General features: G+C 67.3%; 12 protein-coding genes. 10 read left to right on the forward strand and 2 right to left on the reverse strand.

Annotated features, from left to right (window positions below; translation table 11 throughout):
- Nucleotides 1-106 precede the first annotated feature (106 nt).
- The 4 genes from QFZ53_RS07875 to QFZ53_RS07890 are packed head-to-tail and all read left to right on the forward strand — an operon-like array spanning nucleotide 107 to nucleotide 4,165.
- Complete coding sequence (locus QFZ53_RS07875; protein ID WP_307295211.1) at nucleotides 107-901, forward strand: DeoR/GlpR family DNA-binding transcription regulator; 795 nt, start codon at nucleotides 107-109, stop codon at nucleotides 899-901.
- The gene (locus QFZ53_RS07880; protein ID WP_307295213.1) at nucleotides 898-1,839 is read left to right on the forward strand and encodes a 1-phosphofructokinase family hexose kinase; all 942 of its coding nucleotides are present in this window, start codon (nucleotides 898-900) and stop codon (nucleotides 1,837-1,839) included. The genes QFZ53_RS07875 and QFZ53_RS07880 overlap by 4 nt, the downstream gene beginning before the upstream one ends.
- A 23-nt stretch (nucleotides 1,840-1,862) precedes the next feature.
- The gene (locus tag QFZ53_RS07885; RefSeq protein WP_307295218.1) at nucleotides 1,863-3,866 is read left to right on the forward strand and encodes a PTS fructose transporter subunit IIABC; all 2,004 of its coding nucleotides are present in this window, start codon (nucleotides 1,863-1,865) and stop codon (nucleotides 3,864-3,866) included.
- 29 nt (nucleotides 3,867-3,895) lie between these two features.
- On the forward strand, nucleotides 3,896-4,165 hold the full coding sequence (locus QFZ53_RS07890) for an HPr family phosphocarrier protein (protein WP_292905526.1): 270 nt from the start codon (nucleotides 3,896-3,898) through the stop codon (nucleotides 4,163-4,165).
- 479 nt (nucleotides 4,166-4,644) lie between these two features.
- Here QFZ53_RS07890 and QFZ53_RS07895 read toward each other — a convergent pair whose 3' ends face one another.
- Complete coding sequence (locus QFZ53_RS07895; protein WP_307295221.1) at nucleotides 4,645-5,259, reverse strand: glyoxalase; 615 nt, start codon at nucleotides 5,257-5,259, stop codon at nucleotides 4,645-4,647.
- A 59-nt stretch (nucleotides 5,260-5,318) separates the two neighbouring features.
- Nucleotides 5,319-6,125, reverse strand: a complete 807-nt coding sequence (locus QFZ53_RS07900; protein ID WP_292905522.1) for a DeoR/GlpR family DNA-binding transcription regulator — start codon at nucleotides 6,123-6,125, stop codon at nucleotides 5,319-5,321.
- 228 nt (nucleotides 6,126-6,353) lie between these two features.
- Between QFZ53_RS07900 and QFZ53_RS07905 the strand changes: the two genes are divergently transcribed.
- The 6 genes from QFZ53_RS07905 to QFZ53_RS07930 all read left to right on the forward strand — a co-directional run bounded on the left by QFZ53_RS07905 (nucleotide 6,354) and on the right by QFZ53_RS07930 (nucleotide 12,615).
- Nucleotides 6,354-7,652, forward strand: a complete 1,299-nt coding sequence (locus QFZ53_RS07905; protein WP_307295223.1) for an ABC transporter substrate-binding protein — start codon at nucleotides 6,354-6,356, stop codon at nucleotides 7,650-7,652.
- Nucleotides 7,653-7,734: 82 nt separating this feature from the next.
- Nucleotides 7,735-8,658 carry a carbohydrate ABC transporter permease gene (locus QFZ53_RS07910; RefSeq protein WP_307295224.1) on the forward strand — a complete coding sequence of 308 codons (924 nt, stop codon included), beginning with the start codon at nucleotides 7,735-7,737 and terminating at the stop codon, nucleotides 8,656-8,658.
- A gap of 2 nt (nucleotides 8,659-8,660) precedes the next feature.
- Nucleotides 8,661-9,506, forward strand: coding sequence for a carbohydrate ABC transporter permease (locus QFZ53_RS07915; RefSeq protein ID WP_292905516.1), 846 nt, complete (start codon nucleotides 8,661-8,663; stop codon nucleotides 9,504-9,506).
- Between the two features lie 46 nt (nucleotides 9,507-9,552).
- Entirely contained in the window at nucleotides 9,553-10,416 is an 864-nt protein-coding gene (locus tag QFZ53_RS07920; protein ID WP_307295227.1) for a ketose-bisphosphate aldolase, read from the forward strand.
- 28 nt (nucleotides 10,417-10,444) lie between these two features.
- Entirely contained in the window at nucleotides 10,445-11,641 is a 1,197-nt protein-coding gene (locus QFZ53_RS07925) for an ADP-dependent glucokinase/phosphofructokinase (RefSeq protein WP_307295230.1), read from the forward strand.
- Nucleotides 11,638-12,615 (forward strand): class I mannose-6-phosphate isomerase, encoded by a 978-nt coding sequence (locus QFZ53_RS07930; RefSeq protein ID WP_307295232.1) that lies wholly within the window; start codon nucleotides 11,638-11,640, stop codon nucleotides 12,613-12,615. Before QFZ53_RS07925 ends, QFZ53_RS07930 begins: the two co-directional genes overlap by 4 nt.
- Nucleotide 12,616 lies beyond the last annotated feature (1 nt).

Below are 12,616 nucleotides of genomic sequence, written 5' to 3' on the forward strand. Positions count from 1 at the left end.
ATCCCGGCGGCCTTCGTCGTTGTGGGGATGGCTCCGAAGACTTCTTGTGTTTGTGTTGTTCTTTGTTGTAATGTGTGGGAAACAAATCCCCGTCAACGGAGTCGGCATGTACGCAGTGGAGCGCCAGCAGCGCATCGAACGGATCCTGGTCGAAGAGGGCCGCGTGGCCGTGGTCGACCTGGCCCACCGTTTCGACGTGACGACCGAGACCGTGCGTCGTGACCTCGCCGTCTTGGAAGAGGCCGGATCTCTCGTGCGAGTGCACGGCGGAGCGGTCGCGAAAGACGCCGACAGCACGAGCGAACCGACCGTCGTCGAGCGTGCGAGCCGCCACGGCGCCGCCAAGAACGCGATCGCCGAACGGGCGCTCACGGCTCTCGGCCCCGGGTTTCACGGTTCTGTCTTCATCGACGCGGGCACGACCACCGCCGCTGTCGCGGCGGGACTCGCCGAGCGCCTGAGCGCGGTGCAGCAGGGCAGCCGGCCCATCGAAGCGGTCACTCACTCGCTCACGATCGCACCGGCTCTCGCGGCGACCGACGACGTCTCTCTCACGGTGGTCGGCGGACGCATCCGCGGCATCACCGCCGCGGCCGTCGGCGTCGAGACGGTGAGCGCCATCCGCCGGCTCCGTCCTGACGTCGCGTTCATCGGCACCAACGGGGTCTCCGCCGACTTCGGGCTCAGCACGCCCGATCCCGACGAGGCATCTGTCAAGACCGCGATCGTGCAGTCCGCGCGTCGTGTGATCGTCGTCGCCGATGCGAGCAAGCACGACCGGGAACTGCTCATGACGTTCGCCTCGCTGGAGGACATCGACGTCCTCGTCACGGATGCAGAACCGCCCGCCGCCCTCGGCGCGGCTCTCGCCGACGCAGGAGTGGAGGTCTGGATCGCATGATCGTCACCTTCACCGCGAACCCCGCACTGGATCGCACCATCACGCTGGGCGCCGCGCTGCGACCCGGAGAGGTGCAGACCGCCGACTCGGTTCGCGAGGACGCCGGAGGCAAAGGCGTCAACGTCTCGCGCGTGGTCGCGGTCGCAGGCGTCGAGACCATCGCGGTTCTGCCCGTCGCTGTCGACGATCCCTACGGCGCCATCGTCGCCGCGGCCGGTGTTCCGATGAGGGCCGTCCCCGTTGCGCGCCACGTCCGCACGAACCTCACGATCGCCGACCACGAGGGCGTCACCACGAAGATCAACCTGTCGGGTGAGCCTCTGGCCGATGCTGATGCGGTGGCCGTCACCGCGGCGGTCGTGGAAGCCTGCGAAGGCGCCCGCTGGCTCGTGCTCGCGGGCTCTCTGCCGGGAGGCGTGGCCGACTCGTTCTACGTCGATATCGCGGAGGCCGTCCGTACGCGTTGGGGCGGGGATGCGCCGCGCATCGCCGTCGACACCTCGGGGCCGGCGCTGCGCGAGGTCGTCGAGCGCGGTGCCGCCGATCTCATCAAGCCGAACGACGAGGAACTCGTCGAGCTCACCGGCCTCGCGCTCGATGAGGGGGCGCTCGCGGATGCGGTCCATCGCGTCGCCCGTCGCATCGTCCCCGTGCGCGCAGCATCCGCTCTGGTGACTCTGGGTGGCGCCGGGGCCGTGCTGGTCACCGCTGAGGGGACATGGTTCGCCGAAGCTCCTCGCATCAAGGTGGCGAGCACCGTCGGCGCCGGAGACAGCTCGCTCGCCGGTTACCTGCTCGCCGAGCACGCCGGCCTCGCACCGGCAGTTCGACTGCAGTCGGCCATCCGCTACGGCGCCGCCGCGGCATCCCTGCCTGGAACCCAGGCGCCCACCCCCGCCGATCTCGGCACCGGCGACATCGCCGTCCGTTCCCTGTAATCCCACGACCACTGGAGGTCATCGTGTCCGACACCATCACCGCCGAGCTCGTCAGCATCGATGCTGACCTCGGTGCAGACAAGGCGGCGGTCATCCGCGCACTCGCCGACCGCGTCGCGGCACAGGGCAGAGCCGACAGCGGTCAAGCCCTGTTCGACGACGCCTGGGCACGCGAGCAGAAGGACGAGACCGGACTGCCCGGCGGCATCGCGATCCCGCACGCGAAGAGCGCTTCGGTGACCACACCCACGCTCGCCTTCGCGCGTCTCGCGCCGGGCGTCGACTTCGGAGCTCCCGACGGTCCCGCCGACGTGGTGTTCCTCATCGCCGCGCCCGACACGGCGGCCGAAGCGCACCTCGCGATTCTCTCGAAGCTCGCGCGCAGCCTCATGCAGGACGAGTTCACGGGCGCGCTGCGCGCGGCCGACACCCCTGACGAGATCGTCGCGATCGTCGACGCGGCGATCGGGGAGGGGCCTGCTGCGACGCCAGCCGCCGCTCCCGCTGAGAGTGCACCGGTTCCGGCATCCGACGCCGCGCCCCGGGCTCGCATCGTCGCCGTCACGGCCTGCGCCACCGGCATCGCGCACACGTTCATGGCTGCGGATGCGCTCACGGCTGCGGGCAAGTCCGAGGGCGTGGACCTCATCGTCGAGCCTCAGGGCTCGAGCGGATACAAGCCGCTGCCGCAGAGCGTCATCGACGAGGCGGATGCCGTGATCTTCGCGGTCGACGTCGACGTGCGCCAGCCGGAGCGCTTCGCCGGCAAACCGGTCGTGCGCTCGGGCGTCAAGCGAGGGATCGAGGAGCCGAAGCAGATGATCGCCGAGGCGATCGCCGCGTCGAAGGATCCCGCAGCTCCTCGAGTCTCCGGGACCGCGGCCACCTCGTCCGCTGCGACTCCTGCGGGCTCGCAGTCGCTCGGCCGCCGCATCCAGCGGATCCTGCTCACGGGTGTCAGCTACATGATCCCGTTCGTCGCCGGCGGCGGACTGCTGATCGCGCTCGGCTTCCTGTTCGGCGGCTACAACGTCACGGAGCACGCGAAGGACGTCGTGCTGAACAATGCCTTGTGGGCTCTGCCCGACGGCGGCCTCGGCCAGTACCTCGGCTCGGTCTTCTTCATGATCGGATCGACGTCGATGGGCTTCCTGGTCTCGGCGCTCGCGGGCTACATCGCCTTCGCGATCGCCGACCGTCCGGGCCTCGCGCCCGGCTTCGTCGCCGGTGCCGTGGCCGTGCTCATGAACGCGGGCTTCATCGGCGGCATCGTGGGCGGTCTGCTCGCCGGTTTCATCGCTGCCGCGATCGGGCGCATCGAGGCGCCGCGGTGGCTCCGCGGCCTGATGCCTGTCGTGATCATCCCGCTGCTGGCGTCGATCGTCGCGTCCGGACTGATGCTGCTGTTCCTCGGCCGCCCGATCGCCTGGCTCATGCAGGTCATGAACGAGTGGCTGACCGGTCTCGCCGGCACTTCGGGCATCGTCCTCGTCGGCGTGATCCTGGGCCTCATGATGTGCTTCGACCTCGGCGGGCCGGTGAACAAGGTCGCCTACGCGTTCGCGACCGCGGGGCTCGCCTCGGCCACCGCCGACAACCCGGCGCCGTACCTCATCATGGCTGCCGTGATGTGCTCCGGCATGGTGCCGCCTCTGGCCATGGCGCTCGCATCGACCGTGCTCGACCGCCGCCGTTTCACCACCGTGGAGCGCGAGAACGGCGTCGCTGCATGGCTGCTCGGGGCCTCGTTCATCAGCGAGGGCGCGATCCCGTTCGCGGCGGCCGACCCACTGCGCGTGATCCCCGCGTCGATGCTCGGCGGTGCGCTCACCGGCGCCCTCAGCATGATGTTCGCGGTCCAGTCGCTGGCCCCGCACGGCGGCATCTTCGTCTTCTTCGCGATCAATCCCGTCTGGGGCTTCCTTATCGCCCTCGCAGCGGGCACGATCGTGAGTGCACTCGCCGTCGTCGCACTGAAGCGCTTCGTGGGCGCGAAGACGCCGGCCGCCGAAGCCGTCGCAGCCTGACCATCGACACCACTCAAAGGAGAACAGAAATGACCGAACGCCAGGCCACCATCGCCAGCAGCTCCGGACTGCACGCCCGCCCCGCGAAGCTCTTCGTGTCAGCGGTGAAGGAGAAGGGCATCCCGATCACGATCTCGGTCGAGGGCGGTGCCGAGCTCAACGCCGGCAGCATCCTCGCGCTGATGGGCCTCGGAGCGGCGAAGGGATCGGTCGTTACTCTGCGGTCCGACGCCGACGGCGCGGACCAGGCTCTCGACGAGCTCGTCGCCCTGCTCGAGACGGACCTCGACGCGGAGTGACGACGCACGAAGGCCGCCGGGGAGACCCGGCGGCCTTCGTCATGTGCGTGGGCCCCGACTCCCTGACACGATGCGCGGAGCGGGGCCGGGCAGCGGCCGTTGCGTCGAGGTGCGCGGTACGGTCGCCTTCGTGAGAGAAGGTGGCATCGAGGCGCACCTCGGCTCCTGAGCGCACCAAGTTCGGTGGTGCGACCGGATGCAGGGCAGGGATGCTTTGGATGCCGCGTCCTGACCGTTGCGTCGAGGTGCGTGTTGCGGTCGCTCTCTTTGGGAGAAGGCGGCATTGGAGCGCACCTCGGTTGGGCGCGCATGCGCGTGTCGTCCCCGGCGCGGCGGGCAGCGGCGGTCGCTGCGTCGAGGTGCGCGGTGTGGTCCTCTTCTTGAGAGAAGGCGGCATCGCGGCGCACCTCGGACGGGCGGAGGCCGGCATCCGGCACCCACACCGACGGGAAGCAGCCAGGCGGTGCGGATGCCGCGCCTTACACCTCCACGGGCGACCAGACGAATCCGTCAGGATCCTCGGCCGAACCCGGCGTGCCATGTACGGTGATCCGGTGCGAGCCGCTGCCTTCCGCGGACACTCCTGCGGACTTCGCGAGGGCCGCGCGTCTGTACAGTCCGAGGCCGATCGTGCCCTTCGGGGTATCGAAGTCGACGTAGCTGCCGAAGCTCTTGCGCACCTCGAACCCCTGCTCGGTGTAGAACGCGCGACTGGCGCGGACATCGGCGGCTCCGATCAGCAGCACGAGGTCGTCGAAGCTCTTCGTCGCCGGAGCGGAGTCCTTCTTCGACGAGGTCGCGATGTTCCAGAGCGCTCCGTCGGGCGCCTCGACCACGCCCCCGAAGCCCCAGAGCGACTTCGCCGCGGGTTTGCGCACCGAAGCCCCGGCCGCCACAGAGGCATCGAACAGGAGACGCGCATCAGCGGGCTGCGCGACGATGAGCGAGAGCGTGTATCCGCGGAATCCTGAGGAGGCGGTATCCGCTGTGCGCAGTCGCAGCCGCCCGCCGAGGTCGAAGGCCTCGTCGTAGAAGGCCCGGGCTGCGGTGACATTCGGAACGTCGAGGGTGAGGGAATCGATCGTGCTGTTCATGTCTCAGACGGTATTGCCGGCGGCCGGGTCAGGACTTCTCGATTCCTGACCGATAGGGCTCACGAGCTGACGACATCGACTTTCGCCTGCGCGAGAGCCGCGGCGAGCTCGCCGCCCGGGGGAGTGTCGGTGACGAGGAAGTCCGCCCGGTCGAGTGGAGTCACCTGCGCGAACAGGCGCCGGTCGAACTTCGAAGAGTCGGCCAGAACGGCGACCCGCTCCGCTCTCTGGATCATCTCGCCCATCATGGCGGCGTCGCCGAGGTTCGATGTCGAGTAGCCGTTCTGATCGACGGCGCCGACGGCGATCAGCGCCAGATCGCAGCGGATGTCGACTTCCGGTCCGCCGGCTGTCATGCGGAACGCCACCGGCCCCGTCGTCGCCTGTGTGATCGCGCGCACGGCGCCGCCGAAGACGTAGAGATCCCGGAAGGCGGAGGGGGCGATCTCCGCAGGGATCCTGAGATTGTTCGTGGCGATCGTGAGGTCGTGATGGTTGCGGAGGGCCCTCGCGAGGGCGAGGGTCGTGGTCCCCGCGTTCAGCATGATGACGGCGCCGTCGTCGATCAGCCCCGCGGCGAGCCGGGCGATCTTGTCCTTCTCCTCGGTCTGCATGCGCAGGCGCACGTCGAGAGCGCGATCCTTCGGCTGTCCGTCCGCTGCGCTCACCGCGCCGCCGTGCGTGCGTATCACGACGCCCTCGCGATCGAGCTGATCCAGATCGCGGCGGATCGTGTCGATCGACACGCCGAAATGCTCGGCCAGATCGCCCACGGTCACCTCTCCCGCCTGCTCGACGTAGGCGGCGAGGTCCGCCTTCCGTCCCGCGGGGAGTCGACGTCTGGCGGATGTTCCCGGTGCTTCCATGCAGATATCTCTAGCACATCCGTGGCCGATAACAAGCGTACTCCGGCATAAAACAGCAGATCGACGTATGTGGGCCGCGTTTCTGGTCCACCCCGGATGCCAGCTGCAGCCGGATTGTTCTGCAACTCCCTCTTGACGTTCTTGCAAAGCACGGCATAACATGGCGTAAAACCGCATGAACGAGCACCCGAAGCGCGTGATGCGGCACGATCTCGAAGAGGAGAAGTGATGATCACAATGGGGCGAGCACGCCGACGCATTCTCACGCTGGCCGGCGCTGCCACTGCAGTCGTCTCGGTCCTGGCGATCTCCGGTTGCTCCGGTGGAGACGCCGGCACCGAGGGCGGAGACGGGGGAGACGTCACGATCGAGTTCGCGCAGTGGTGGGAGCCTGAGCTCCCCGACGGCGAGTTCCGTGCTCTGATCGACAAGTTCGAAGAGGAGAACCCGGGCATCAAGGTCGAGCTCGTCAGCGGCCCGTACGCCTCCACCAAGGAGCAGCTGTTCGCGGGTGCCGCATCGGGCACGATGCCGGACGTGGTCGGTCTCGACGGTGCATGGGTGAACGATTTCGCGTCTCAGGGCGTCATCGCCGATCTCAGCGCGCTGATGAAGGAATACGACCACGACGACAGCGAACTCGCGAGTCAGATCCAGGTCGACGGCAGCACCTACATGATCCCGGTCGTGAACTTCGTCTACCCGATGTTCACGAACGACACTCTGCTCGCCGAAGCCGGCGTCACGGCGCCGCCGACCACTCGCACCGAGTTCGCAGACGCCGCGGCCAAGGTCTCCGCCCTCGGCGGCGACGCCTCCGGCTGGGTGCTCCCGCTGTCGCTCGAGGCCCCCAACGGCGTGCAGAACGACGTCATGTCCTGGGTCTGGGCATCCGGCGGCTCGATGCTGAAAGACGGTCAGCCCGACCTGACCAACGACGACGTCACCTCCGCGGTCGACTTCATCAGCGACCTCTGGAACGACGGCTCGATCGCCTCCGGTTCCTTCACCATGAAAGAGCAGGACAAGGTCGAGGAGTTCACCAACGGCCGCGTGGGCATGATGATCGACTCGTTGGCGCACATCAACCTGATCCGCGAGACCAACCCCGATCTGAAGTTCTCGATCTCGGCGCTTCCCGCCGACGACGGATACGACGGCGAGCGCGGCATCCCCTACGCGTCCTGGGGCATCGGCGTCGCCGAGAACTCCGAGCACAAGGAAGCGGCCTTCAAGCTGGTCGAGTTCCTGATGAGCGAGGACACGAACTCCGAGCTGTCGACCATGGCGAAGGCGTTCCCCGGCAACTCGAAGTCGGTTCCCGACTTCGTGAACGACGACGAGCTGTTCAAGAAGGCCTTCGAGATCTATCAGGCCGGCTACCCCGCCAACGAGTTCACCGGACTGCCCGTCGCGGAAGAGCTCATGCGGCAGCTCGGAGAGCAGCTGCAGGCGGCGTTCGACGGCCAGCAGTCGGTCGACGACGCCCTGAAGAAGGCGCAGGAGGCGTGGAAGGCGGAGTTCTGATCCTCCTCCTCGCCGCATGAACGGGGTGCCGCATCGCGAGATGCGATGCGGCACCCGACCAACCAAGGAGCATCGGTTCCCCATGAGCCTCAGAACCACGGACGACACCGAGGTGATCGTCACCGGAGTCTCGTTGTCCCGCAGACGCCGCCAGCTGCGCAAGACCACCGAGTCGTACGCCTTCCTCTCGCCGACCCTCATCCTGCTGTTCGTGCTGATGATCGTTCCGATCGTCATGGTGATCGGCTACTCGTTCCAGGACAACGTGATCCTGAACAAGTCGCCGCATTTCGTCGGCGTCGCGAACTATGTCGAGATCCTCTCGGACCCCGGCTTCTGGAAGGCCACCGGCAACACGATCCTCTTCACGGTCGCGAGCGTGATCGCGCATCTCGTCCTCGGTCTCGGCTTCGCGATGATGCTGAACAGCCCGCTCCTCGGACGCTTCTCGCGTTCGTTCTTCCGGGCGCTGTACATCCTCCCGTGGCTGTTCACCGTCGCCGTGATCGCCGTCCTGTGGCGCATGCTCCTCGCGCCGAACGGTGTCGTGAACTTCTTGCTCAACACCGATATCGAATGGCTCGCCTCCCCGCAGCTCGCGTTGGGGACCATCATCTTCATCAACATCTGGGCGGGCTACCCCTTCTTCATGGTGAGTCTCCTCGCCGGTCTTCAGGGCATCCCCAACGAGCTGAACGAGGCGGCGACGGTCGACGGTGCGGGGGCGATCCAGCGGTTCTGGAATGTGACCATCCCGCAGCTGCGGCCGATCATCGTCAGCCTCGTGCTGCTCGACCTCATCTGGACCTCTCAGCAGTTCGCGCTCATCTGGATGACCACGGGCGGGGGCCCGATCGACGTCACCGAAGTGCTCAGCACCTTCACCTACAAGCTCGCCTTCGCCAAGTACGACTTCTCGCTCGCGGCGACGTCCGCCGTGTTGGTCCTCGCCATGTCGATGGTCCTCGCCGTCTTCTACGTCCGTCACCAGAAAGCGAGGGACTGACCATGGCTCTCACCGTGCAGAGTCAGCGTCGCGCCGCAAAGGCCGGCCTGATGATCGGCCTGATCCTCGGGGCCGTGTTCGCAGCGGGCCCCGTGCTGTGGATGCTGTCGAGCTCGTTCAAGTCGAACACGCAGATCTTCGAGCTGCCGCCGCGGCTGCTCACCGACACGTTCTCGTTCGACGCGTACATCGCGATCTTCACCAACCCCGAGACGATGCGGTTCTTCCTGAACAGCTACATCGTCGCCGGAGCCGTGACCGTCCTCACTCTGCTCGTCGCCATCCAGGCGGCATACGCGTTCAGCCGCTTCGACTTCCGCGGCAAACGGATTCTGAACGTCATCATCGTCAGCGTGCAGGCGGTCCCGCCGATCACGCTTCTGATCCCGTATTTCGGGCTGATGGTGGCGCTCGGGCTGTACAACTCGTACCCGGGACTCATCCTGACCTACATGGTGTTCACGCTCCCGTACGCGATCATCATGATGACCGGCTACTTCAACACCCTCCCGAAGGAGCTCGACGAGGCCGTCCGGGTCGACGGCGCCGGGTCGATGACCGCCCTCTGGCGCGTGCTGGTGCCGATCTCGATCCCCGGCATCGTCTCGATCGGGATCTACACGTTCATGATCGCGTGGAACGAGTATCTCTTCGCACTCACGCTCACCCGCACGATCGACATGCGCACGGTTCCGATCGGCATCCAGCTGCTCATGGGCCAGCACTCGTACGAGTGGAATCAGATCATGGCGATGAGCGTGCTCGGGTCGATCCCCGTGCTCATCCTCTTCCTCTTCTTCCAGCGGTACTTCATCAGCGGCCTCACGGCGGGGTCCGTGAAGAGCTGACGTCGCCCGCTGACGCCCACACACCACCACGAAACAGGAGAATCACGTGCTCTACACCGGAAAATCCATCCTCGACGTCGCGAACGCGAACAACTTCGCCATCCCCGCGTTCAACATCAGCGACTGGGCGATGTTCAACGGGATCATGGACATCAGCGAGGAGAAGTCCGCCCCGGTCATCATCGCGATCCACCCGGACGAGGTCTCGCACATCACCACAGATCTGGTCGCCGCGATGCATTCCCGCGCGCACCGCTCGAGCGTGCCGGTGGCGATCCACTGGGATCACGGCGGCAGCTACGAGCAGATCATCACGGCCATCAAGGCCGGCTTCACCTCCGTGATGATCGACGCCTCGCTGCTGCCGTTCGACGAGAACGTCGCCCTCACCCGCAAGGTCGTCGACGCCGCCCACGCGGTGGGCATCCAGGTCGAAGGGGAGCTCGGCACGATCGGCGCGAACGACAGCTACGGCGAATCGGGGGCGGCGGAGATCATCTACACGAATCCGGCGGATGCCGTGCGCTTCGTCGAGGAGACCGGCGTCGACAGTCTCGCGATCGCGATCGGCACCTCTCACGGCCTGTACCCGAGCGACAAGAACCCCGAACTGCGGCACGATCTTCTCGAGGAGATCAAAGCCGCCGTCGGGATCCCTCTCGTGCTGCATGGAGGTTCCTCGAACCCGGATTCCGAGCTTCGCCGTGCGGTCGAGCTGGGTGTCAACAAGATCAACATCTCGAGTGATATCAAGGTCTCGTACCACAACCGGATGCGCCAGATCCTCGGCACCGACGAGCGTCTGCGCGAGCCGAACGCGATCCAGCCGGCCGCGCTCGAGGCCATGAAGATCACCGCTGCGGAGAAGATCGACCTGTTCGGGGCGGACGGCAAGGCCGCACTGTACTGAGCAGGAGCATCGGGAGGAGAGGGGCGACGTGGGCAGAACCTTCGTGCTCGGACTCGGCGGCACCGTCGACTACGAGCTGGTGTGGGATCCGTCGGTGATCGACAGGCTCGCTCTCGATCACGGTGTGCGGCGGCACGAGCTCACCACAACGGCGCCGATCACCGACGAGCGCTCGCTGCTGGTGGCGGTTCTCGCCTACGTGGCATCGGGCGCGGGGGCCGAACGGTTCGTGACGTCGTCAGAGGTCATCGAGTCCTTCGTCTCGCATTTCGCCCACCGGATCACGCTCGGGGGCACGGGGGTGCGGGCAGGACTCGTGCTCGACGCCCTCGGCATCCCCAGCGTTCAGCATCTGGTGAGCATCGACGACAACGTGCGTCGACTGCTGCCCGCATCGGTCTCGTACATCTCCTCGGCCGAAGAGGACACCCTCGATCCGCACCTCATCGTGCAGTATCCGGTCGGCGCACGGGTGCAGGTGGTCGACGGCGAGGTGCTCTCGCCGGCATCCAACCGCCTGATCTTCGCCAACGACCCTCCGAATCGGCGGATGCTGCTGTCCCCCGATCTTGCGAGGTCGCTCGTCGATGCGTCGATCTTCCTCGTCTCCGGTTTCAACACGATGCAGGATCATGACCTCCTCGAGGTGCGCCTGTCCGAGCTGCAGCGGGCGATGCGGAGCCTGCCCGACGATGCGCTCGTCTACTACGAGGACGCGGGCTTCTACGCTCGCGACTTCGCCGACACCGTTCGCGCACATCTGCTGCCGCAGATCGACGTGTATGGCATGAACGAGGACGAGCTGCAGGAGTATCTCGGCCGCTCGGTGAACCTCCTCGACGCGGACGACGTCATCCGCGCCCTGCGAGAGGCGCACGCGATCATCCCCGCCCGTGCACTTGTCGTGCACACGCGCTATTGGGCGATCGCCGTCGGACCGGATGCCGCACGTCACAGCGCTGCGCTCGAGAGCGCCGTTCGTGTGGCGGCGACCCGCTATCGCGTCGGCGACGCCCTCCGACTCGCAGACGTCGACGACACGGCGACGATGCGGCGACACGATGGTGGCGAGGCCGTCGTCGCCGCCGTCGGGAGCGCGCTTGCGGGCGCCGTCGGCATCGCGGCGTTCTCACTCGACGTCCCGAGGCCGACCACGGTCGGCCTCGGCGACACCTTCGTCGGCGGCTTCCTCGCCGGCGTCGCGCGATCCGCGGAGCGAGCATGAAACCCGTGCGTCTCGGTTCGAACCGCCCCGCGGAGCGCTTCTACCGCGGTGGTGCTCGCATCAGCGCCTTCCGCGGCGAGGGGACGTCGGCGCCCCGTGAGCCAGAGGACTGGATCGCGTCCGCGACCACGGTCCGCGGCGAGCCGCTGCTCGGTCTCTCCCGGTTGCCGGACGAACGGCTGCTGCGCGACGCGATCGCCCAGGACCCGGTCACCTGGCTCGGTGACGAGCACGTCGTCCGCTGGGGCTCCGATACGCGCCTGCTCGTCAAGCTGCTCGACGCGGGTCAGCGACTGCCGGTGCACGCGCATCCGCACGACGACTTCGCAGCGACGCACCTCGGAGCCGCTCATGGCAAGGCCGAGGCGTGGTACATCCTGCAGGGCGGAACAGTGCACATCGGCCTCCGAGAGGACGTCGCCGCGACGGAGCTCCTCGGGCTCGTCGCCCGCCAGGACGTCCCGACCCTTCTCGGCCTTCTGCACGAGGTCGACGTCGCAGCGGGAGACGTCGTCTGGGTTCCGCCGGGGGAGCTGCACGCGATCGGCGCCGGCGTCCTGCTGCTCGAGCTGCAGCAACCGGAGGACCTGTCGATCCTCCTGGAGTGGGAGGGATTCGATATCGATGGGCCTGCGCTCGGTCATCTCGGGCTCGGATTCGAGACCGCGCTCGCCGCGGTGAACCGGCGGGCACGGTCGAGCGCCGGGCTCTCGGGGCTCGTGGCGGCCGCACCGGCATCAGGCTCGGTCTTCCCTCCGGCGGCCGACGAGTACTTCCGGCTCGAGCGGATTCCGGTGGAGGGCGCCGCCGTCGTCGAACGCGGCTTCTCGGTCGTTCTGGTCGACGACGGCGAGGTCTCGATCGATGGAGAGAGCAGCTCCCGCGGCAGCACCCTGTTGGTGCCCCATGCGGCCGGCGCGCTCGACGTGACGGGGGAGGGCGAGCTCCTGGTGGCGCGCCCGCCGGCACCGTGAC

Source organism: Microbacterium natoriense (assembly GCF_030816295.1).
GTDB classification, from domain to species: Bacteria; Actinomycetota; Actinomycetes; order Actinomycetales; family Microbacteriaceae; genus Microbacterium; species Microbacterium natoriense_A.